General features: G+C 44.0%; 22 protein-coding genes and 1 pseudogene. All 23 read right to left on the bottom strand.

Features of this window, described 5'->3' with window-relative positions:
* Nucleotide 1 precedes the first annotated feature (1 nt).
* Nucleotides 2-883, bottom strand: coding sequence for an RNase adapter RapZ (gene rapZ, locus H2C83_RS13540; protein ID WP_246333919.1), 882 nt, complete (start codon nucleotides 881-883; stop codon nucleotides 2-4).
* A gap of 34 nt (nucleotides 884-917) precedes the next feature.
* Entirely contained in the window at nucleotides 918-1,874 is a 957-nt protein-coding gene (locus tag H2C83_RS13535) for an ROK family glucokinase (RefSeq protein ID WP_312853922.1), read from the bottom strand.
* 311 nt (nucleotides 1,875-2,185) lie between these two features.
* Nucleotides 2,186-3,340: a 1-propanol dehydrogenase PduQ gene (locus H2C83_RS13530; protein ID WP_181741639.1), complete on the bottom strand. Its 1,155-nt coding sequence runs from the start codon at nucleotides 3,338-3,340 to the stop codon at nucleotides 2,186-2,188.
* Between the two features lie 102 nt (nucleotides 3,341-3,442).
* Nucleotides 3,443-4,828, bottom strand: coding sequence for an aldehyde dehydrogenase family protein (locus H2C83_RS13525; RefSeq protein ID WP_446697287.1), 1,386 nt, complete (start codon nucleotides 4,826-4,828; stop codon nucleotides 3,443-3,445).
* Nucleotides 4,829-4,839: 11 nt separating this feature from the next.
* The gene (locus H2C83_RS13520; RefSeq protein ID WP_312853921.1) at nucleotides 4,840-5,838 is read right to left on the bottom strand and encodes a cob(I)yrinic acid a,c-diamide adenosyltransferase; all 999 of its coding nucleotides are present in this window, start codon (nucleotides 5,836-5,838) and stop codon (nucleotides 4,840-4,842) included.
* A 6-nt stretch (nucleotides 5,839-5,844) separates the two neighbouring features.
* Complete coding sequence (locus tag H2C83_RS13515; protein WP_181741675.1) at nucleotides 5,845-6,111, bottom strand: EutN/CcmL family microcompartment protein; 267 nt, start codon at nucleotides 6,109-6,111, stop codon at nucleotides 5,845-5,847.
* 1 nt (nucleotide 6,112) lies between these two features.
* The gene (locus H2C83_RS13510) at nucleotides 6,113-6,877 is read right to left on the bottom strand and encodes a flavoprotein (protein ID WP_181741635.1); all 765 of its coding nucleotides are present in this window, start codon (nucleotides 6,875-6,877) and stop codon (nucleotides 6,113-6,115) included.
* A gap of 18 nt (nucleotides 6,878-6,895) precedes the next feature.
* Nucleotides 6,896-7,717, bottom strand: coding sequence for an ethanolamine utilization protein EutJ (eutJ, locus tag H2C83_RS13505; RefSeq protein ID WP_181741633.1), 822 nt, complete (start codon nucleotides 7,715-7,717; stop codon nucleotides 6,896-6,898).
* 2 nt (nucleotides 7,718-7,719) lie between these two features.
* Nucleotides 7,720-8,379, bottom strand: coding sequence for a phosphate propanoyltransferase (locus tag H2C83_RS13500; RefSeq protein ID WP_376766366.1), 660 nt, complete (start codon nucleotides 8,377-8,379; stop codon nucleotides 7,720-7,722).
* Between the two features lie 30 nt (nucleotides 8,380-8,409).
* A pseudogene (locus H2C83_RS13495) lies at nucleotides 8,410-8,689 on the bottom strand (BMC domain-containing protein).
* Nucleotides 8,690-8,707: 18 nt separating this feature from the next.
* On the bottom strand, nucleotides 8,708-9,244 hold the full coding sequence (locus H2C83_RS18175) for a BMC domain-containing protein (protein WP_281364166.1): 537 nt from the start codon (nucleotides 9,242-9,244) through the stop codon (nucleotides 8,708-8,710).
* Nucleotides 9,245-9,257: 13 nt separating this feature from the next.
* On the bottom strand, nucleotides 9,258-9,710 hold the full coding sequence (locus tag H2C83_RS13485; protein ID WP_246333915.1) for a glycerol dehydratase reactivase beta/small subunit family protein: 453 nt from the start codon (nucleotides 9,708-9,710) through the stop codon (nucleotides 9,258-9,260).
* A gap of 5 nt (nucleotides 9,711-9,715) precedes the next feature.
* Nucleotides 9,716-11,542: a diol dehydratase reactivase subunit alpha gene (locus H2C83_RS13480; protein WP_181741625.1), complete on the bottom strand. Its 1,827-nt coding sequence runs from the start codon at nucleotides 11,540-11,542 to the stop codon at nucleotides 9,716-9,718.
* A 34-nt stretch (nucleotides 11,543-11,576) separates the two neighbouring features.
* On the bottom strand, nucleotides 11,577-12,113 hold the full coding sequence (locus tag H2C83_RS13475) for a diol dehydratase small subunit (protein WP_181741623.1): 537 nt from the start codon (nucleotides 12,111-12,113) through the stop codon (nucleotides 11,577-11,579).
* A 26-nt stretch (nucleotides 12,114-12,139) separates the two neighbouring features.
* Complete coding sequence (locus tag H2C83_RS13470; RefSeq protein WP_181741621.1) at nucleotides 12,140-12,793, bottom strand: propanediol/glycerol family dehydratase medium subunit; 654 nt, start codon at nucleotides 12,791-12,793, stop codon at nucleotides 12,140-12,142.
* A gap of 20 nt (nucleotides 12,794-12,813) precedes the next feature.
* A complete protein-coding gene (locus H2C83_RS13465; protein ID WP_181741619.1) occupies nucleotides 12,814-14,478 on the bottom strand; it encodes a propanediol/glycerol family dehydratase large subunit in 1,665 nt (554 codons plus the stop codon).
* 32 nt (nucleotides 14,479-14,510) lie between these two features.
* Nucleotides 14,511-15,308, bottom strand: coding sequence for a propanediol utilization microcompartment protein PduB (pduB, locus tag H2C83_RS13460; protein ID WP_181741617.1), 798 nt, complete (start codon nucleotides 15,306-15,308; stop codon nucleotides 14,511-14,513).
* Nucleotides 15,309-15,328: 20 nt separating this feature from the next.
* Nucleotides 15,329-15,613 (bottom strand): propanediol utilization microcompartment protein PduA, encoded by a 285-nt coding sequence (pduA, locus tag H2C83_RS13455; protein ID WP_312853924.1) that lies wholly within the window; start codon nucleotides 15,611-15,613, stop codon nucleotides 15,329-15,331.
* A gap of 559 nt (nucleotides 15,614-16,172) precedes the next feature.
* A complete protein-coding gene (locus tag H2C83_RS13450; RefSeq protein WP_181741613.1) occupies nucleotides 16,173-17,237 on the bottom strand; it encodes a helix-turn-helix domain-containing protein in 1,065 nt (354 codons plus the stop codon).
* Nucleotides 17,238-17,241: 4 nt separating this feature from the next.
* Nucleotides 17,242-18,477 (bottom strand): sensor histidine kinase, encoded by a 1,236-nt coding sequence (locus H2C83_RS13445; protein WP_246333914.1) that lies wholly within the window; start codon nucleotides 18,475-18,477, stop codon nucleotides 17,242-17,244.
* A gap of 960 nt (nucleotides 18,478-19,437) precedes the next feature.
* Nucleotides 19,438-19,845, bottom strand: coding sequence for a PTS sugar transporter subunit IIA (locus tag H2C83_RS13440; RefSeq protein ID WP_281364167.1), 408 nt, complete (start codon nucleotides 19,843-19,845; stop codon nucleotides 19,438-19,440).
* A 50-nt stretch (nucleotides 19,846-19,895) separates the two neighbouring features.
* Nucleotides 19,896-20,711: a PTS system mannose/fructose/sorbose family transporter subunit IID gene (locus H2C83_RS13435; protein WP_181741607.1), complete on the bottom strand. Its 816-nt coding sequence runs from the start codon at nucleotides 20,709-20,711 to the stop codon at nucleotides 19,896-19,898.
* Nucleotides 20,701-21,471: a PTS N-acetylgalactosamine transporter subunit IIC gene (gene agaW / locus H2C83_RS13430; protein WP_181741605.1), complete on the bottom strand. Its 771-nt coding sequence runs from the start codon at nucleotides 21,469-21,471 to the stop codon at nucleotides 20,701-20,703. The genes H2C83_RS13435 and agaW overlap by 11 nt, the downstream gene beginning before the upstream one ends.
* Nucleotides 21,472-21,510 lie beyond the last annotated feature (39 nt).

Below are 21,510 nucleotides of genomic sequence, written 5' to 3'. Positions count from 1 at the left end.
GTTATCCGCCTTTCTCGATGTCTCGATGTGCTACTTGACAATTCCCATGCCCCTTGAATGTGTTATACAGATATTCTGAAATTGCTACAGAGCGATGTCTCCCCCCGGTACAACCAATTCCAATCATCAGTTGTGACTTGCCTTCCCGCATATACTGCGGGATCAGAAAATCGAGTAAATCCACAATCTTTTCGAGAAACTGTCTGGTTTCCGACCATTTCATTACATATTGCGCCACTTCAGAATCCTTTCCCGTTTGCGGCCGAAGCGAATCAACATAATGCGGATTTGGCAAAAAACGCACATCAAAGACAAGATCTGCATCAATGGGGATCCCATATTTAAAGCCAAAAGACATAAAGGTCACCGTCATTTTAGCATCGTCTTTTTGCGCTATTAACGAGACAATCTTTTCTTTCAGCACAGATGGTTTCATCTGGCTTGTATCGATGATATGATGCGCACGGCCTTTGATTTCTTCCAACATCCTGCGCTCCTGAATAATAGCTTCAAGCAGCGTACTGTCAGGAGCAATAGGATGTCGGCGCCTTGTCTCCTTATACCTTCGGACAAGCGTCTCATCATCCGCATCCAGAAAGATGAGCTGATAATGGATTCCGTGACATTTTACCAACTGACCCAGTGAATCAAACAGGGAAGAAAAGAATTCCCTTCCTCTTAAGTCAATCACCAATGCAACTTTACGGTATTTGCCGGTCGACTCGTTAAGAAGCTCAGCAAATTTCGGTAGCAATAAGGGTGGTAAATTATCTACACAAAAAAAGCCCTGGTCTTCCAAACTCTGCATCGCTACTGTTTTTCCCGCTCCAGACATTCCGGTGATGACAACCAGATTCACTTCTTGATTTGTTTCCATGGTCATCACCTCTATTGCAACCATTTCCTTCTATTATACATTATTTTTGTATATGTGCTAAAAGACCGGCTGCACCGATAAAACCAGCCCGATTGCCGAGTTGCGCCAGGACAATCCGAACATCCTGCCTGGCGTTTTTTTGTGCCAGACATTGGTATTTTTTTCTTAAGGGATTGAGCAATGATTCACCTGCCTGGGATACTCCCCCACCAATAATAAACAGAGAAGGGTTAAGCACAACCGAAAGGGTTGCCATCACCTGTGCCAGTGCGTGAACCGCCTGGTCAACCGTTTTCCTTGCAACGGCATCTCCCCGTTTGGCCTCTGCAAATATATGCCGGGTTGACAGACTGCCATCACGGACATATGGAGCCAGGCAAGTCTTTTCTCCCACAGAAACGGCATGGTGAACCAACCGCACCATCCCGGTTGCTGATGATACCGTTTCCAGGCAGCCTGTCTGCCCGCAATTGCACAAAGCACCTTCAGGTTCGACCTGAATATGGCCAATCTCACCCGCAAATCCCTTTGCTCCGTGTAAAAGTTCTCCCTCGGCGATGATTCCTCCGCCTACACCTGTCCCAAGTGTAATGCAAATGGCATTTTTCTCACCGTTCCCCGCCCCTGACCACACTTCACCAAGCGCTGCCACATTGGCATCATTATCGATTTTCACTGGAACCTGCCATGCGGATTGCAAACGATCACGTATGGGAATGTCTGTCCAGCCGAGATTGGTCATATACTTGACAACACCACCAGGTATATCGAGAAATCCAGGCAAACCGACCCCCACGCCCTGGATCTCCTGCCACGGGACACAGGCCTCTTTGGCCAAATTTCTCGCATGCGATACCATCCGATCGATGACCCCGTCGGCTCCTTCCTCTTTGAGGGTGGGCTTCTCCGTTTCCCTGATCACCTTACCCTGGTCACTGACCAATCCTATCTTCATACTGGTTCCTCCCAGATCAATCCCGATGAAAAACCGCTTCACAGTGACACCCCTCATAGAATAAAATGAAATTCTATTAATCTGTTATTAAACATTTGCATTACTTTTTTATTTAAAGCATATCATGGTTAATTTCTGTCATCAATGTAGAAAGCATTACAATATGTGTCAACATTTTCTCAACATCCGGCAATCTTTTGACACCGTCTGCTTCAACAAAACCATCATGATCACAAACTCCATTCCCGTCAATTTATAAATGATTTACACAAAAAAGTTTTTGGGAAATCCCAAAAACTTCCTTTCTCTAAACAAATTGGCTGGACCCATATTTGCAAATCCTTAAAAGGAAACTAATAAGCCTGTTTTAATATATCCGCCAAATCTTTTTGACTGACTTTTTTCGGATTTCCTTCGGTGCAAATATCTTTCATTGCAACTTTTGTGATTTGGGGAAGATTTTTTTCAAATATATTCTTGTCAATAATAGTTTCATGTAATGATACCGGTAAACATAGTTTCTTGTTCAATTTTTTGATGGCCTGGATCAGGTTTTTGACACCCTGTTCAGTCGATTCTGCCCCAAACCCGATCCAGGCCGCTGCTTCAGCATATTTTCGGGCAGCTTTGGATTGATGTACTTTACCATCATAAATACCGGCATTACAAGCAATTACATAAGGAAGCAAAATGGCATTGCTTCTGCCATGTGAGAGATGGTATCTTGCACCAATCGAATGGGCAAGGCTGTGATTGATTCCCAAAGAAGCATTTTCAAATGCGATTCCTGCCATACAGGAGGCCAGGTGCAAATTTCTTCTGGCAAGCGCATCTTTACCATTATGGAAAGCTTGTGGCAGATAAGCAAAAACCATTTTGATTGCTTTTTCTGCCAACATATCTGTAAACACCGAAGATTTTCTCGAAACTAGCGCTTCCAAAGCATGCGCAAGTACATCCATCCCGGTATCGGCCGTTACTTTTGGAGGCACACTTTGCGTAAGTGATTCATCCAATATCGCCACATCCGGGATCATCATCCGGTCTCTTAATGGCACTTTGGCTGCATTTGCCTGATCGGTTACCACCGAGTAGGAGGTAACTTCCGAACCCGTTCCGCTGGTTGTAGGAATGGCGATAAACATCGGCCTGCAAACTGCCTTTGCGTCTACAAACTGCTTTTGGATTTTAATGAAAAAAAAGAGCACTGCCTTGGCGACATCAATGACAGAACCACCGCCGATGGCAATCAGGGTATCCGGTTTCAGTTTTGTAAATTGAGCAAGTCCTTTTTTCACCACATCAATGGAAGGATCAGGCTCCACCCCGGAAAATATGTGATAAGGGATTTTTTTTCGTTCAATAATCTTTTCGACGTTCCGGACGATCCCGAATCTAACCATTGGCTTGTCCGTAAAAATCATGATATTCTTGCCATCAATCTGCTCCAGGTATCCCAAACCTTGATCCCCGTAGATAATCTCCGGTCCTAAACAGAAGTTGTCCATCGTTTCACATTAACCTCCATCCGATCAAATTCCCCTGAAGTAATTGCTTCCTGCCTCTCCGTTCGTTTTCGGCGTCTTCCTCATGAACACCAAAATCGAAACTCAACGAATGAACAATCCGTCGATCAGTACACATCTTCTCTTCCTGGCAAAATTCTTCGCTGAAGTTAAACCTTCTCCGGTTGGACCAGCAATCGTAAAGGTTGTATATCCTTCACCGCCCACTCCAATGCCGGCAAAAGAAGGACCGTTTTTTACAAAAATTGTTGTTTGGATAGCCCTTGCAAAATTGGTAAGGTTATCGATATTTTTTGAATGCATTACCGCTGTATGCCTGAATCCGTGCTCTACCTCAACGGCAACACGAATCGCTTCATCAATATCTTTTACACGCACAATAGGAAGCACAGGCATCATAAGCTCAAGTTGAACAAACGGATGATTGGCAGCTGTTTCCATAATAATGGCACGAATATTCCTCTCGCATTGAATACCAATCTGGCTTAATATATAAGCCGCACCCTTCCCGATATATTTCTTGTTTACTTTCCCGTCATGAATGAGCAATTCTTCCAGTTTTTTTAATTCTTGCGGGGATTCCATTTCATAGACGGCATGTTTTTTCATATTAAAAATGAGATAATCGGCAACGGAATCAACAACGATGACTTCTTTTTCCGAAGTACAGGGAAGATTGTTATCAAAGCTGCATCCATCAATGATATCCTTGGCGGCTTTTTCGATATCTGCGGTTTCATCCACCACTGCTGGCGGATTTCCCGCACCCGCACCAATTGCTTTCTTGCCTGATGACAATGCCGCCTTAACCACTCCTGGTCCGCCGGTAGCCACGATCATGCGGATCTTTTTGTGCTTCATGAGCACTTCCGCCTGCTCGATCGACGGTTCTTCCACCGAGGTAATCAGGTTCGCCGGTCCTCCGGCTTTCATTATGGCTTGATTCAGTAAGGTGATCGCTTTAATGGTGGTGTTTTTAGCGGTAGGGTGTGGGGAAAAAACAACAGCATTACCGGCCGCAATCATTCCAATTGCGTTGTTTATAACGGTTTCCGTTGGATTGGTGGTTGGGGTAATGGAACCGATCAAACCATATGGGGATAACTCAACCAGTGTCAGACCGTTATCACCTGAAGCCGATTCCGATCTCAGGTCTTCAAGTCCAGGTGTTTTTTCTGCCGCCACCAGATTCTTTACAATTTTATCCTCCACTCTTCCCATGCCGGTTTCTTCAACCGCCATATCAGCAAAAAGTTCCGCGTTTTCTTTTGCAGTATCCCTGATGGCCTGAATGATTTTTTGCCTTTTGTCCAGAGAAATCCTGATCAGCTCCAGCTGTGCTCTTTCTGCAGCATCGATTGCATCATTCATATCGGAAAATATTCCATGCCTGATATCTGTTTTCACATGTTCGTTGTCCATCTCTCTGATCACCTTGGCGACCAGGGCCCGAATATCATCAATTTCAATACTCATTTGATTCACCTCAAACCCGCTTCAAATTTTTTTACCACTTTTTCAGCAATCCACATATCTTCTGCAACTGTTCCGCCACTTATGCCTATTCCGCCAATCACTTTGCCGTTTTGCCTGATCGGGTAACCGCCGCCAAACGTGACGATTCTGTTCCGGTTTGCATTGGCGATTCCGTATAAATCTTTGCCGGGTTGAGCCTGACGCGAAATTTCGTGTGTAGGCATTTTTAGCGCCAGTGAACTGTATGCCTTGTTTTGGGAAATATCGAGGCTGGCCAGCAAGCTTCCTTCCATGCGATGGACAAGTATCAGGTTTCCATGTTCATCGACTGCGGAAAAAGTAATGGGAACCCCGATTTCATTGGCATAAGTTTCCGCGGCTTCAGCCATTTTTTTGGCTGTATCAAGATGTAACCCTGTTGACCTGTTTTTCTCTGACTGTTCCAATTTCTGCATTACCCGGCTTTTTACTTTATCAGCAAAACTGGATCTAACCTCAGCCCTGGCCAACATAAAAATGGCATCGGACAACCGGTTCATATATTTTTTTAATTCATCGCGCACCGGTTCCGTTTTATCAAGTTTCACCATGTGCCGCTCAGCGCGACGGATGATTGCTCTTGCCTGGTGCAAGGCTGCAGAGGCTGGTGTCTCGCCTGGAATGACAAATTCATGAAGCGGGCCAAGATATTTTTCCAGAGTGTCGATGGTTTGTTCCAAATCAGCAATATCGGACGATTGAATCCTGTTTTCCAACAAGTCCTTGCCTTTAGAATCACTGGCCAATTCCGAGCCGACGACAAAAAGTTGCTTTTGTATTTTTCTTAACCTTTCTTTCAATTGGTCATTTTTTAGCAAGGAATATGCGATCCCCAAGGAAGCATTCGCTTCATCAAGGGTCCCATAACAGGAAACTTTAACGCTGTCTTTTCCAACCCTTGACCCGCCCAACAGGCCTGTTTCCCCCTGATCTCCTTTTTTGGTATAGATCGCCACCTGTTTCACTCCTTCCTATTTTTCAATTTCAATACTGTCGATGATGGCGACAATAGCAGCATCTACTGCCGAATCCATGCCAGATGAAACCCTTGCAGAACTTCCTTTTGTAACAAGTACATATTCGCCATTGCCTGCTCCTACTGTATCAATTGCTACTTCCGAGGTTTCGGCAGTATTTGACTGGATATTCAGCTTCTCTACGATCAACATTTTTTTCCCTTTCAGACTCGAATCTTTAGTCGTTGCAACCACATTGCCGATTACTCTGCCGATATACATCTCATTCACCCAACCTTACGATTTTTACACCAGCATCATTTGCTGTTTCCATTGCCAGGGGAGTGATGATTGCTTTGGCCTGAACATTCAGCACCCTGCCAGTATCGATGGCATCAAGAATATCTGATTGCGTCACTACCTTTTTCCCGCGTATATGCTGTGGCCCGGGTTTTACTGCTGTTTCGGGAAAAAAACGATGAACGGGGCCTGGCTCGTTTTCAGACACAGTCTGAAAAATTTCATCCGTCTTCACCAGTTTCAAACCGAATCTTTCCAACTTGTCTAAATAATTTTCAAACATATTGAGATAATCTGATGGAGTCTTTTTCCTTTCTTCAGGAAGGCAGGCATCTTTGGCCGCAATGATTGGCAATCCTCTCATGATAAATCTGGATACCAGGCTGGTCGTGAGATTATCTGCAATTCCCAGTGAAATCTTGGCTGCTGAATTTTTTGTCAGCGTTGGCATAATCAAAAGCGAGTAATCCTTATCTAATGATTGCAGATTTTTGTCCCTGCCCTCTATGCAGATTTCCTGCACAGACAACTCTTTCTTCAAGTGATCCGGATCGAGGAGATGGCCAGCACTTTTGGAAAGGACAACTTTTAACTTCCAGTTTCTTTCCTGCATTTTTTTTAACTGTATCAGAGACTCTTTTAACCCGGTGAAACTTCCGTTAAAAATAATCAAAGCCTGCTTTTCTCTTTGCTTAAGTTTTTCAAGCACTCTTTCCACGATCAGGTCAATAACCTCATCTGTGTTCATACTGCTCACCTCGGTGTCTTAACAATTCATGGCTATACCCAACGGAGTGATAAAAAGCGGATGATCAGGCCTGACAGTTTCAATACCGATCTGTTCCCGGAATACATCAGCAAACTTGGTAAAACTTGAAGCACCACCCACCAGATAGATGTTATCAACGCCGTATCCCTGAATATGTTTCTCGACAATTGATGCCATTTTTTCAACAACTGGCCTGATCAGTGAAAAAACTTCTTCTTCCCGCTCCCTGTCCGTTTTCAACTGTTCCGCTTCTTCAAAAGAAATGTGATAATAACCGGACAGTACAAGTGTCATATGCGTACCGCCAGTTGGTTCATCTGCAGTATAAATCACTTCTCCATCCTTCAATATGCTGATTCCTGTCGTTCCGCCGCCAACATCCACTACAACCCCTTGTTTTATTCCCAAGACTGATGCGGCAGCAGTCGGTTCATCCACAATATTGGTAACCTCAAAAAAAGCTGATTCAAGAACGTTTTGAATCGCTTTTCTGTTTCCTCCAACAGTTCCAGGCGGTACAGCCCCGGCAGCCTCAGTCAAAGTGATACCCAATCGTTTTTCCAATCCGGTCTTCAGTTTTTTGACAATATCAACGGCACCAACATAATCAACAACAAGGCCATCCCTGACTACCGAGGCCGGGTACAGGGAACCGGCAACCGGAATATTTTCTTCCGTTAAAACGGAAATCACGATATTGGCTGTTCCCAGATCAACGCCAACCTTTAACTTTCCATCATGGGGTGGCTGTTTCGGTTCATGGAGCAATTCCACAAAGTCATGAATATATCGATTCACTATTTCCATATTTATAGTCATAACTATCCTTGGCCCTTCAATATTTTTCCGATATCTCCGTTTTTGATATTGCCCGCATTTGCTTCATCTGTATCAAGGTGCATTTCATTGACAAACTGATCGGATACTCTCACCAGCACATTGTCAAAAACAAGGCTGCGTACCCCGTCAAATTGGACACTTGCCACTTCTTTGTCCCTGAATCCGAATTGATTTGCAAACTCCAGCGACATGTGAATATGTCTTTTGGCAACAATGACTCCTTTCTTTATTTCAATAACTCCTGTTGGACCTTTGATCACAATGCCCGGTGTGCCTTCAATGTCCCCCGATTCCCTCACAGGTGCTTTGATCCCCAGCTTGTAACTGTCTGTAAGTGATACCTCGACTTGTGTCTTGCTGCGGAGAGGCCCCAGGATCCGGACATTTTCAATAATCCCTTCAGGACCGATAAGCATTACCGTTTCTTTGGCAGCAAACTGGCCTGGCTGTTTCAAGTCTTTTAACTTGTTCAGTTTGTACCCTTTCCCAAACAGCGCTTCCAAATCTTCCTTCCTTAAATGGACATGCCGGTTAGATACGCCAACGGCGGTAAACGGTTCCTGAATTTGAACATTCCCGGTTTTTTCTTTCAATCTTCTTAAGACTTCCGACTTTACGTTTTCAATCAATTTTTTTTCAATCATCGGTCATCGCCCCTGCCACGCGAACCTTCATGAATCAATACGATCAGACAGATCTTTTTCTAAATCTTTGTGCGGTCCTGGAATAACATGGACAGATATGAGTTCCCCTGCCCCTTTTGCAGCTGCGGCACCAGCATCGGTTGAGGCTTCTACTGCGCCGACATCACCTCTAACCATCACTGTCACCAGTCCTGAACCGATTTTTCATATCCTGCCAGGACACATTTGCCGCTTTGGTCATCGCATCTGCAGCTTCAATTGCACCTGCAAGGCCTTTCACTTCAATCAATCCTAAAGCCTCACCCATTGTTTTTCCTCCTAATCATTAATCATTAAAATGGATGCACTTCGTTCTCAAATCTCCTTTTTTTCTCGGACAAGCCGGGTCATGACATAAATTGCAAACTTCTTCACTCTCTTTTTCAGTCGCATCTGTTGGCAGCTTGCTTTTGTCTGCCACATACTCCTGTGGCAAATCGGTTGACTTTATATTTTCACCTGACGAATCAGTTCCGGTTTTTTTCTCTTTTCGGGATTTGCCGGCGCTTTTGTCCGTTGTAACTTCGGGATCCCTGGCTGCACTTTTATGTTTGTTGGTCATTAACGTTTCCAATTGATCATCCGGCCTGGGAATTACCAGGCGGCTGTAAACTGTACCAATTGACTGTGCTGCCGCAACTGCTGCATCCAACGCCGCCTTTACAGCACTTACATCACCGGTAAATTTTACCGTTACCAATCCGCCGCCACGGGTCAATTCATATCCCAACACTTGAACGTTCGCAGATTTTGCTGCTGCATCCGCTGCTGTGATTGCAGCAGCAAGTCCAACCGTTTCAATCATTCCAAGAGAAGCTGACAAAGGCCGCACCTCCTCAATCATTTACCTCAGACAGAACCTTCTTTATAATGGAAACGATTTTTTCTCTTGCAAGCTCTTCTTCCACCTTTTTACTTTGTTCAGGCATTAACATATGTTTGTCCCTGAAATCCTTAAATGGCATTCCTTTAACCAGCCGTGCCGCATTGGATCCCAGAACACGCAAATTTACCGGGTGATCATTTAAATTTATTTGAAACAGTGGTTTATCTTCTTTCAATCTTTCATAATGAAGTACAGCCAACTGATCGTTACCAATTCCCATTCCAACTCCCAACCTTGAACTTTGCGCTGCCTGATAACCAAGATGAAGTGCAGAATCTTTGTCTGTTTTTTCCGCGATAAACGGAACTGTTTCTTCTTCAATCCCGTACAAAATTTCCCTGAACTTTGCTTCCTCTATATTTTGGTTGAAAAAAATCCGGATAGCCGGGATTTCTTTGTCCATTCGATTCAATCGGATCCGCCCCTTTTTGTCAGGGATAAAATCAGACCCGTTGCCACTGCATTGCGTGGCCCTTCAGAACCCCTGATATTTCCCCTTCCGGCTACTATCCCATATTGTGAAAGGGCGTCTGTAACCAATTGGGGGATTTCAAAATCCAGCGCAGATCCTCCAAGCAAAACGACAAAATCAATATCCCTTATGTTTCCTGCAGGATAAACTTTTTTTAATGTTCTCAAAGCATTTGTCACAAACACTTTTTCTTTGGCATCACGCCTGACCATTTTAATTTTCTCAACAGACAAATCATGGGGGATTGGAATCATGTCATTTTCCTTCAAAATGACAACCCTTGAAAAAACCTTGGGATCGAGTGGTTTTTCAAAAAACTGAATCGTTCCATCTTCATGACGGATATGAAACAGACTTTCTACTTTGGCCAGCGAATACTTTTTGATATCCTCGGCCAACTGCATATCGTCAAGGCCAAGCTCGGAATTGATCAGCATGGTTACCATATTTCCGGCTCCTGCCAGATGAACGGATGTTATTTTTCCTTCTTTACTCATAAAAGACGCATCAGTAGAACCTGCTCCCATATCAAGGATTGCTACAGGTGTGTTCGTTCCCGGGGTGGAAAGGGCTCCAAGAATCGCCATATCTGCTTCCTCGCCGCCAACTTCAACTTTTACTTCAATCTGTTTTTCCAATTCGTCGGCGATCATCTGCATTTGCAATTTGTCTGCTTTTACCATAGCTGCAATCCCGACAGCATTTTCCATTGAAAATTCCTCTGCCAGACCGCCTTTAACCTTTTGCGGAACAAATGTATCAACCGCAAGCAGGTCCAGGATTTTTATGTCTCCGGGATGCTGATTTGTCAAATCAGACATGATCTGTCTGACACGTTCCAGCATTCCGCCAGCATTGGTACCAGGCTCTCCTTTGATATTCCGGACGGGAGAAGCGGAATTCAAGGTTCCCATGATTTTATCGGCACCATCATCAACATTGACTTCTGTTTTTCGCTTTCCTTCAAAGAAAATCTTGCCCGCAGAAATCCGTTTTTCCTTGATATCTCCCTTGGGAGTTTTGATCACGACAGCCGATCTGTTTCCAATCAATGCCCTGGATACCGGAACAATCATCTTTGTCTCTTCCCCGGTCAAGCCAAATACGGTAGCAATCCCGTACGGATTGGACAAAACTTCCACCACGCTTCCGGCCGGGGCAACTTCGATGGCCGCCTTCATGCCCACCGGTACTTTTTCAATCAACCGGACTTCATCAACAATCGGAATTTTTTTCTCAAGGCGATTGCTGATTAAAACGCCATCATCTTTTTGCACAATCGCCCCGGTTACCTTGACACCTTTTCTGGCCGCATCATTGATTTCACTGGCCGCAGCCTCAAAGTCTGCAGAACCGGGTACGATCACGATAACTTTTTCATTCGGTTCTGCCTGAGGCAGATTTTTCAATTGAACCGTTATTCCCGTACCCAGTCCTGTGCCCCCCGGAGTCGAAGGATTGTGACCGATCATGGTAGACTCTGTAATGATCGTTTCAGTGATGGTTTCCATTGCCATATCCCCGATCACCGGCGCCGCCTCATTGATTCGAACCAAATCCAGATCTTCAATATTCCTGTGGATTTTTTTCAAAGCCTTTTTTAACGCAGCAATCACTCCGTAGATATTTTGGCGGGTCCCTTTGATGCCGGATGTTTTGACTATGCTGCTTGCAAGAAAATCAATCCCGTTTTTTTCCTTTATGCGGGCAATGGCCACTTCGGTTGTGGCATTGCCGATATCAACACCTGCAACCAACCTCATCGCGATACCTCCTGTTTTTTACCCGCCAATCATCCTAATCGGTTCTCAACATGTTTCTGTCTGAGTAAACCTCGGCCGCTTCTCTGATAAAGTCTGCATTAATGGTGGCACCAAATTTTGTTTCAACTTCAGCCGCAATAGCCAGTAATTCTTCCTTTGTTGAACGATGTGGTCTCAATGCATTGTATATTTCCAGTATTCTGGTATCTGGAATCACAGTTAATTCCGCGGCTCTTCTCAAATTTTGGGCCAACGGCAATCTTCCGGCCGATTCTGCCACTTGCGCCTGAAGTTCCAAGGTTTCCGGAGCGACACGTATATCCTTTGCTGTAATCTCACCATTGATTACTTTTTCCATCGTAATTTCATCCAGTTTTTTTCCGGTAGGTGTTTTGATCAATTCCGGGTGTTTTTCCTGTATTGGATAATCCTCCGTTGTGAGCTTGCGGCAATCCTCGCATGATTGGGGTCCGTCCGGGTTGTTTTTTCTTTCCCCCCCGGTTTCACTTTTGTTTTCTCTCATGGACGAAATGACGTCTTTGATGATTTCTTCCAACAACCGTTCATTCATTTCATACACCTCCCGCTTTTCCTGAATTATTTAAGTCTCAGCTCGACCGGTTTGGCATTTTTGTCCACATGCTGGGTCTCTTTGATGTGGAGCAATGCAGCGATTGCCTGGAATTTCGGCCTGGCCATCTGGTCATTCATGGTTGGTACCGGATTGGGGGATTCGCCTTTGGCATATTTGGCTGCATTTTTCCCAATAGCCCGGTACGTTTCCAGAGTAATCAGCGGAGCTTGGGGAAATAATTCAAGATTGCTTAGTGGCACCAGATCTTTTTGATGAATTACGGTAGTGCCCTTGGATTGGATTCCGATTCCAATTCCGGAACCGCTGTATCTCGCCGCATCATGTGCGATAAAAGCAACATCGGAGGTTCTTTTAACCCTCATTAATCGGCAGGACAATCCTTCTTCTTCAACCCCCGCCATGATTTCTCTGATGACATCCCTGTGCGGAATTTTTACAATCGTTTTTGTCTGTGTTTTTCCAAAGGCCGGACCAATCGCAACAACAATTTCGTCATTTCTTGTCCCGCGTCTTGCATAACCGATTTCTTCAAACAGTTCTCCATCATCCGTCGAAGACAGTTTCAGACGGGAGGAAGATGGTTCATTCTGCTCTTGCCTCATGTTCGCCAAAACTTCTTCAACCACGCGGCGAATCATTTTTTCACTGATATCCATATTGACACCTCTTTCTCTTTTCAATCGACTTCTTCCGGATTTAACGCCAGAGGTATATTTTTAATTTCTTCCCATCGTTCTTCACTCATCTTGTATCCGGTGTCCGGACCTTGATAATCATTAAGATTATTTACTGCACTGACAACATGAAAATCTTCATCGACAATGGCCGATGTATGCAGATAGTCGCCAGAGACCCGTTGTTTCAACATGTTTAAAACATTTTGCGCCACATCTTCAAAGCCGTGTTTGTACAAGGCCTTAACAATATCCAGGCCGGTTGTTTCACCACGCATAATCTCTTCTGCTGCTCTCAGATCCTCTACTACATTCCGGTCTGGCACGTCTTTGCTGCCATGGGCATAAGTTGCGGCTTCCACTTCTTCAACTGACACTTGCGGCAAGCCCAGTTCTGCAAAGATGGCCTGCATCGCTTTTGCCGCCCTGTTTCTGACAGCTGCAACCTCTTCTTCTGAAACCGGACGCAATCCACCATCCACTTTCAGGTCTCGCTGAAGGACATTGTAGTCGTCAAAGTCTTCGGCATCGAAATTTGAACCGGCGAACATATTGTCATAATTCGGAACCGCACTGTAACCGGAGAAAATAAAATCGGTTCCCGGCAGCATCTGCATCAGGGTACGCGCTGTCCTTCTGATATCTGAATGGGAAAAGGTCTGGTCATTGCCAGATGCAACTTCCATATCCAGCATAGTGGTAATCAGGTTTTCGGCAAGTACGGCCCGGATCCCCGAAGGAACGGCACCTGGAATTCCAATGCAACTGATTGATCCATTTTGCAGTCCTTGTGAACCGGCACCTTTGGCCACAAAAATACAACGTGCTTCAAGATAGAGCATTGACTTTCCTTCGGCATATCCCATCTGTACCTCTGAACCGGAACCAGAGGTAAATCTCATTTTCATTCCCCTGGATGCATAGGCAGAAGCCAAAAAGGCTTTAGACCATGGAGTATCATCCCCATCCACAAAAACAGGTTCCGTACCATACACGGAAACGGTTTCAGCATACAGCGACAACCCCTTCATGCCCAGTTGAAGTTCAGTTGCTTCTTCAACGGAACATTGGGTCAAAACCCCGCCGCGTCCTGTTTGGGCTCCGACAAGAATGGCAAGTGCGGCAAGCGGTGCATAACGGACGATGCCCAAAGTGGTTTCCTGTTCATCAAATCCCCTTAATGCTGCCTCTGCCGCATCTGCAGCGATCAGCACCGGATTATCTTTCACGTTTGTTACATGGCATTGATTTGAAGGAGTTTTTCTGGCACGCATTTTTTGAAGTGCCATCATCATCTCTACTACATTTAACTTTTCTACAACTTCAACAATTTTGGCTGGTGTCATTGCTGTTGTAAGTGAAATAATTTTTTGCCTTGGCTCATTGATGTCAACCAGCATCCTTGCAATTTCCAGAGAGTCCATTTGCATGACTTCTTCGGCATTTTCCAGTTGAATGGCATAATCGGCAATAAAACGGTCAATAAAATCAAACTCACTTCGCTTTTTGCCATCCAATTCAACAACTTTTCCATTTTCAATTTTTATGCCCGGTTTCGGATCATTCGGACTTTCCATCGCAATCAGCCCGACATCAGGCCATTCCTGGACAAAACCGTCTTTGTTGACCGGCCGGTCGGACAAAACCTGAAAGCGCTTCGATTTCATTTCGTGCTCCCTCCTTGAAAAATAAAAACTCCCTAAATATATGGAGTTGTAGAAGAGACAGGTTCACTGCCCATGACGCCAAGCAGCTTCAACCCCACTTCCCTGGCGGCGGTCAATGCCTGTCGCACAGCACCTGAATCACCACTGAAGGATAAAATCACTTCATTCGTAAAGCTTGTCCCCTTTGCCGGTGAACTGTATGCGATCACATCAACATTGGCCGCTTTTACAGCGGTATCGGCAAGAACCACTCCGATTGCAGCCGGTGCTCCTACTACCAGCCCGAATGATTTTCCGACAACTGCATTAAATGCCTTTTCACATGCATAACTGGCCCTTGCTGTATATTGAAACTCAAGGTGTCCCGCTTCATTGCTATAGACATCGCCAAAGGTCCTTTTCAATTCCGTCAAGGCGACTTCTACTGCTCTTCTGGCATCTGCAACATCTTCAGCACCGAAGATGATTAAACTTCCATGGCCTGCTCCTCCCTTGGTATCTCGGGCAAGTTCAATCGCCAGAATTTCGGTGTTCGTTGCCTTCACGGCTTCATCGGCAGCCATGATCTGGGGACCTGCACCTGTTCGTCCGCCAATAATACCAATAGAGCGGTATTTCTTGTCCAGATTCATGGCTTCATGAAGGGTATAATCGACATTGGCAATAACAAGCCCAATCGTATCTCCTTCGCTCACACCCACAAACTGGGTCAGACTAACCGATTTACTCCCATTTCTTTCTGTGGTTGTTTCTTGTTTTCTTCCGGTCGGATGGTCTTCAACTTTTTTCATTACCTCATCAATAATTTTATCAATATACTCTTCTTGCATAATTTGCACCCCCTGACATCCTATTTCTCATTATTCAATTTTGGAAGGATCAGTTCGACCTCAGTATGCGGTCTCGGGATTACGTGAGTAGAGACAACTTCTCCCACTTTCTGGGCAGCCGCAACACCAGCATCTGTCGCAGCCTTTACAGCCCCTACATCGCCTCTGACCATGACAGTGACCAGTCCGGAACCAATTTTTTCATATCCGACAAGGGAAACATTCGCCGCTTTCAACATGGCATCTGCTGCCTCAATCGATCCAACCAACCCTTTTGTTTCAACCATGCCCAATGCTTCTTTGATCATGAAAAATACCTCCCTGAAGTGGTTATTTAATATTGATGAATGAAAATATTGTCTTCATTAACAAGAATACTCTCTGCAAAGCCATTGATCCCGGTAGGTTTTTATCAGGATCTGATAAATATTGAACCTGTGGACAAATCTTGCCTGATATTTTTTATGCAACCATGAGGATTTTTTTGCGGGAGAAATTAGATGAAATGATATTTTTTTGACCATTCTTTCTACAAACCCGGTATTAATTGAATATTTTCTATTTTGTATGGAAACTGAAGAAGGCTAGTCACCTCATGTCCAACAAAAAAAGACCTGCAAATGTGCAAAAAAATATACCACCGCTTCCAATTGCGGTGGTCAGATCGTAAAAAAAAGACAATATTCAGGGCTCCGTTCCGTCTCCACCTTGCAAGGAAGCATTGGGGTCCAGGCGGGTTCTCCACTTGCTTCACTCAAGCGTTTCGCCCGTTTTCCCCGAAAGTGTTTGCTTTTGCTTTGGGAACGGCATTGACATCTCTTCGCTTCTAAAAAAAATTTTTCATACTTTGTTAACATGCAGGGTTTAAATGTACCAGTATTTGCTTGTTTTATAACTGAATCTGTTCATGAGTTCGTGTTTGTCTTTTTTAAACTGATTTCGATATTCCGTGGGAGTCAGCCCAACCGTTTTTTTAAAAACCTTGCTGAAATAAGTATGTTCCTGGAATGAAAGTTTCATTGCAATATTGACAACAGGCAAACTCGTATTTTTCAGCATCTCTTTGGCATGCTCGATTCTCCGGTCAGTCACATAATTGATAAAAGTCGTCTGTACCTCTTTCTTGAACAGCCTGCTGACATAATGAGGACTTAAATGTACGAAATCGGCTACTTCTTCCAGACTTACCCCATCCATGTAATGCATCTCAATATAATTCAGAATGGTTTGGATTTCGCTTTGTGTTGAAACAGGGCCTTGACTCAGAATCGCCTGAAAAATGGATGTTAATAATGATTCCAAACGCCCCTTGGCGTTATAAATAGTCAATCCGTCTTTCCAGTTGGTTTCTGGTATAAATTTTTCAATTCCTTTAGCCTCACAAATCTTAAGCATACTGCCTCCGATTATTTCTATCGTATGATTGAGTTTGGCCAGTTCCTGATCAATTTCAAGCAGATGATCCATCAGGCTGTTCAACCGTTTTTTTGACTCTCTGAAATTTTCTTTATGGATTTGTCTTAAGAGCTGTTCCAGCAATCCTCCCCGGGAAAACAATTTTACTTCGTTCCGGCTTTTATAGGCGAATATTTTCGATTGCACATCATCTGGCCGAACCGGTTTGGAAATAATCCCGTCAGCATACTGGCTGATTTTTTCTGCATCAAGGTCAGAGTAATAGTACATTAAATATATGGCCTGATCCAAATGGTTTTTCCTGATTAATTTCGCAGCATCCGTTCCTTTTACTCCTGGCATGTTCACATCCATAAAAATGACATCCGGTTCAAGATCTTCGGCCAATTTTATCGCCATTTTTCCATCTGTTGCTTCGCCAATCAGTGACACTTCACCACCCAACTCATCCAAAATGCACTTGAACGCTTCCCGTTCCAGATTTTCGTCATCAGCCAATAGAACTTTTATCATATTATCACCTTGATTCTTCAGGAATGGTGATTATTACCGAAGTTCCTTTATACAGGTGACTGGTAACAGTCATCTTGTAATCGTTTCCATAATACTTTTTTAAAATTCTTTTAACAGCGAAGAGATCCATACCCATTGTATGCTTCACTGACAAATCTCGCGGTTTATCCTGATCTGACTGGATTTGTTCCAGAACATCTACAGGCATTCCCACACCATTATCGATAATTTGAATTTGTATTTTGTCATCAGCCAGATCAGCTGAAACCTTCAGGAATCCTTTTCCATTTTTTGTTTCCAGTCCATGTACCAGAGCATTGTCGATAATTGCCGCCAGGATTTGAGAAGGAATGATTTGATTCCGTACTTCTTCCGGAATATCCAGTTCATACTGGAAACGATCACCAAACCGAAGCTTTTGCAATTCAAGATAATGTTTGATATGCGCAACTTCCTCTTCCAGTCTGACCACCTTGTTGAACGTTTGAACCGTATATTTTAAAAAATCGGATATGTTAATTAATGATTCAGTCGTTTTTTGGGCTTTTTCAATAATGGCCAGCCGTGACGCCGTATTTAAGGAGTGTTCCAGAAAATTAATATTGAGTGAAGATTCAAGGAAAGTCAATTCTTTTTCCTGCAAGGCTTTCTCCCGTTTCTCCCGATCTTTCAGTTCCTTTTTTAATATGGTATATTTCTGATCCAGCTCATCCTGGACAGATTGGAGAAGGCTTTTTTCAATCAGATTGCTGATAATAGAATGCAATAATTGTGCTCCTGCTTTCACTTTTTTCAGTGACGTAAATGAAAGCTGGTTATACGCTTTTACCAGCATTTCGTCTTTTCTCCAGTCCGTTGCTTCACTCGTAATCTTATCGATTTGCTCCAGTTCCGATTCTTCCAGTTTGGCTTGCCCCGCAAGTACTGAACCTGTAAATAACCCTTTTACTTTAATAGGAACAGCAAAATCTACAAGGCCGGCATGGCATCGATATAGATGAGGTTTATTTCTTCTGACTGCTTCAATTCCGCCATATGCATCACATTGGTGGCAGCGATCCTCGTACGTACTGACATCTCTGATCAATCGGCAAAAAGGGGTGAAATTACTATATCTGGTAACCGGTATTCCACGATAATCCACCGTAACGGCAGACAGTCCGGTAGCTTCGCAGAACTTGTCCTGCATTTCCTGCAAGATTTTTGTATCCACTATTTCCCCGAGATTGATCCCTTCCATTGTGCTCACCTCTGGCTTGTATACCGCTTTTCTCAAAAGTTGTTTCATAAAAAAGGACATGGTATAAAAAACGATCAAACGAGGCAATTTTTTTCTTAAGTCTTGTTTCAATTGTGGAATGATAAAGGAGGGAACTTGAATCCACATCTTCGAACCAGGAACGGCAACCTCGTACCAACAGAAATGATAATTCATATCCAAAAATACTTTTATATGTATAACTAGAGATATATGGATTCAAAGCAAGAATTGCCTTTACAACTTTGCTGAAACTAAAATTGCCTGACCAACACAAAAAATTTTATTTGTTAAAATATATGATATCATATATTTATCAAATTTGCCTGTTACTGTAGTTATTCATGAAACATTCATCAGATCTTGTACCTGCTTGTTAAAAAGACAACAAGTTATTCTCAGTAAATCTATCGTTATTTTTTTATAATTATTATTATCAAAAACTATAACACAACTACTTCTTCACACGTTTCAATTATCACGTGAAGAAATATTTTTCAGAACATAATCACGTTGGTACCGGCAGCTGGAAAGTCCGAAGGAAAAACGGGTAAGCTGTTCAAGCGAAAGCAGATTGATAAGCCAACCTGAAGGGAAATGATGAAGCGCTTGCAACAAGGAGAAGGAGCAAAACCCTGGAACCGCCTGTTTTTGTTATTTTACAGGCTGAAAGAAGGGAAAAAGCCCCTTCTTTCACATGAAACCTTGTGTCCTGCAAAATCATGCCAGTCGTATTCCGGGATTATATTTTTTAATTCAATGGCTGGGTCGGGGGTTTCACAAGTTTTTATTTATAGAGATCTATTGATTATTCTTGGAAACCATGTCAAGGCATGCATTGATATGAAATCGGTTATATTTTGGATTTCTCTGTATATCTCTTGTCATCATGAATTAATCCGCGTTTTGATCACGTTTTCGCTGAATCTAAATTCCGTCCGTCTATTCTTTTTTCTCTCTGTCCTTTATCTGAAATGTTTTGATACTCTCCTTCCCTTCCGAAAGCACGAGATCCACGAACTGGTCAAGCTCCAGCTCCCGCTGGAACAATCCGCTTAACAACATGGGAGAATTGGTTCCGCCAATCACGCGTACATTTTTTCTCGTCAAGGCGATCCGGGAACAGACATTAAACGGAGTTCCGCCTGCCAAATCGGCAAAGCAAACGGTGCCTGAACCGGTATCCACTTCGGATATAGCCTGTTTGAGATCCTTATAAAGTTTTTCCTGATCCTCCTGAAATGGCACCACACTTATCTGTTCAACTTTTCCGGCAATGAATTGGACGGATTCCATTATTCCGCTTGCAAATGGGCCGTGCCCGGTTATAACAAATCCGATCAATCTCATCATCCTTCCAGGAAGGGAATTTTTCCAAAACCAGTCTTTCCGGTTTCGCATCAGAGAATTTTGAAGTAAGAGCCAATCAGCCCGATCACCAGGGTAATACCGATCAGGGTTAGCGGAGAACGCCCTTTCTTCAGCAGCCAATACATCAGCAAGGTGTAAGCCAGCGGAAGCATTGCGGGCATGATTTGATCCAGTACATCTGTTTGAATGTTAAGTTTCGCTTCACCGGACTTCCACACATAATTCACGTTAAAAGCGACATAAGTTGCAATCAGTCCGCCAACTACCGTTAATCCGACGATCGATGCCGCACGTGTGATCTGTTTTGTTCCTTCCTTGATTTTTGCAATCGCTTTAACACCCATCTTGTATCCATAGTTCATCAGACCAAAACGGACACCAAAATGAATAATGTTAAAGGAAATCAAAAATATAAACGGTCCCAGAAAATTGCCTTCGATGGCAAGCGAAGCCCCGATTCCCGCTGTGATCGGGAGCAGGGTCAGATAGAATAACGCATCCCCAATCCCGCCAAGCGGTCCCATGGTGGCAATTTTAATCCCGCGGATGGCTTCCCGGTCTTCTTTGCGCTGTTCCATGGCCAGGATAATTCCCATAATAAATGTCACCAGAAACGGGTGGGTATTAAAAAATTCAAGATGATCTTTCATGGCTTTGCTCAGGTCTTTTTTGTTCTGATGAATATGGCGCAGACCGGGAAGGATGGAATACAACCAGCCGGCAGCCTGCATGCGCTCATAGTTAAATGAGGCTTGCAAAAATAAAGACCTCCATCCCATTTGGCGCAATTGTTTCCAGGTTAAATCCGGGGCCGGGGTTTGATCGTGACAGTCTTTAAATTCCATCTGCCATCTCCTCCTCTCCCGTCAGGTTTGAACCTTTCCTGTTTTTGTTCTGGTAGAAGTCATACATGGCAATCGCCAGCCCGATCAAGGCGATTGCCAGGATTGGCATTTTAAGGTAAGCAGCCAAAACAAACCCGATGATAAAGAACATTACATATTCCCACTTCATCATGATTTTCAACAACATGGCAAAACCAATTGCCGGCATAATCCCTCCTGCAATGGAAAAGCCGTCAATAATCCACTGTGGAATCTGCTGCACGTAAATCCTGGCCTGTTCTGCACCAAAGTAAATGGGCAAAAAGGCAATCAGAGCGTTAAAGACAAAATGAATGGACAACCCCAGATAATTGATCCTGTCAATCCCCTTCACATTTGCTTGAAGCGCAAACTGATCTGCCTTATGCATGACTGGAGCAAATGCCGTAAACATCAATGTTACCAGCCCCTGCATGGCAACAGCGAAAGGAACCGCCACACCGACAGCAATGTTGGGATCCTGCCCGGCAATAATGCCGAAAGCGGTTCCAATTGTCCCGCCGATTACCACATTGGGCGGCTGTGCGCCTGCAAGCGGCACCATTCCCATCCAGATCAGTTCCAGTGTCCCGCCAACAATCAAACCTGTGGTTACATCACCCAAAATCAGCCCCACCACCAGCCCCGTAACTACAGGACGGTGAATGTGAGTCAGCCCGTTATAAAGGTCAATTCCGATTATCCCGGCCCACAAAGCGATCAAAACAGCCTCCATCAACATCGTGAAATCTCCCCTTTAATCCCGATCAGGATTGGTAAA

This window comes from Thermoactinomyces mirandus (genome assembly GCF_013868055.1).
Lineage (GTDB): Bacteria > Bacillota > Bacilli > Thermoactinomycetales > Thermoactinomycetaceae > Thermoactinomyces > Thermoactinomyces mirandus.
Note: the sequence above shows the minus strand (reverse complement) of the source record. Positions and strands in the feature narration are given on the sequence as shown.

What these genes read in the sequence shown, in the direction of transcription:
- rapZ (WP_246333919.1), bottom strand. Translation starts at nt 883, where the DNA reads ATGACCATGGAAACAAATCAAGAAGTGAATCTGGTTGTCATCACCGGA.
- H2C83_RS13530 (WP_181741639.1), bottom strand. Translation starts at nt 3,340, where the DNA reads ATGGACAACTTCTGTTTAGGACCGGAGATTATCTACGGGGATCAAGGT.
- H2C83_RS13515 (WP_181741675.1), bottom strand. Translation starts at nt 6,111, where the DNA reads ATGTATATCGGCAGAGTAATCGGCAATGTGGTTGCAACGACTAAAGAT.
- H2C83_RS13510 (WP_181741635.1), bottom strand. Translation starts at nt 6,877, where the DNA reads ATGAACACAGATGAGGTTATTGACCTGATCGTGGAAAGAGTGCTTGAA.
- eutJ (WP_181741633.1), bottom strand. Translation starts at nt 7,717, where the DNA reads ATGACTATAAATATGGAAATAGTGAATCGATATATTCATGACTTTGTG.
- H2C83_RS13485 (WP_246333915.1), bottom strand. Translation starts at nt 9,710, where the DNA reads ATGGACAAAGAAATCCCGGCTATCCGGATTTTTTTCAACCAAAATATA.
- H2C83_RS13480 (WP_181741625.1), bottom strand. Translation starts at nt 11,542, where the DNA reads ATGAGGTTGGTTGCAGGTGTTGATATCGGCAATGCCACAACCGAAGTG.
- H2C83_RS13475 (WP_181741623.1), bottom strand. Translation starts at nt 12,113, where the DNA reads ATGAATGAACGGTTGTTGGAAGAAATCATCAAAGACGTCATTTCGTCC.
- H2C83_RS13470 (WP_181741621.1), bottom strand. Translation starts at nt 12,793, where the DNA reads ATGGATATCAGTGAAAAAATGATTCGCCGCGTGGTTGAAGAAGTTTTG.
- H2C83_RS13465 (WP_181741619.1), bottom strand. Translation starts at nt 14,478, where the DNA reads ATGAAATCGAAGCGCTTTCAGGTTTTGTCCGACCGGCCGGTCAACAAA.
- pduB (WP_181741617.1), bottom strand. Translation starts at nt 15,308, where the DNA reads ATGCAAGAAGAGTATATTGATAAAATTATTGATGAGGTAATGAAAAAA.
- H2C83_RS13450 (WP_181741613.1), bottom strand. Translation starts at nt 17,237, where the DNA reads ATGATAAAAGTTCTATTGGCTGATGACGAAAATCTGGAACGGGAAGCG.
- H2C83_RS13445 (WP_246333914.1), bottom strand. Translation starts at nt 18,477, where the DNA reads ATGGAAGGGATCAATCTCGGGGAAATAGTGGATACAAAAATCTTGCAG.
- H2C83_RS13440 (WP_281364167.1), bottom strand. Translation starts at nt 19,845, where the DNA reads ATGAGATTGATCGGATTTGTTATAACCGGGCACGGCCCATTTGCAAGC.
- H2C83_RS13435 (WP_181741607.1), bottom strand. Translation starts at nt 20,711, where the DNA reads ATGGAATTTAAAGACTGTCACGATCAAACCCCGGCCCCGGATTTAACC.
- agaW (WP_181741605.1), bottom strand. Translation starts at nt 21,471, where the DNA reads ATGTTGATGGAGGCTGTTTTGATCGCTTTGTGGGCCGGGATAATCGGA.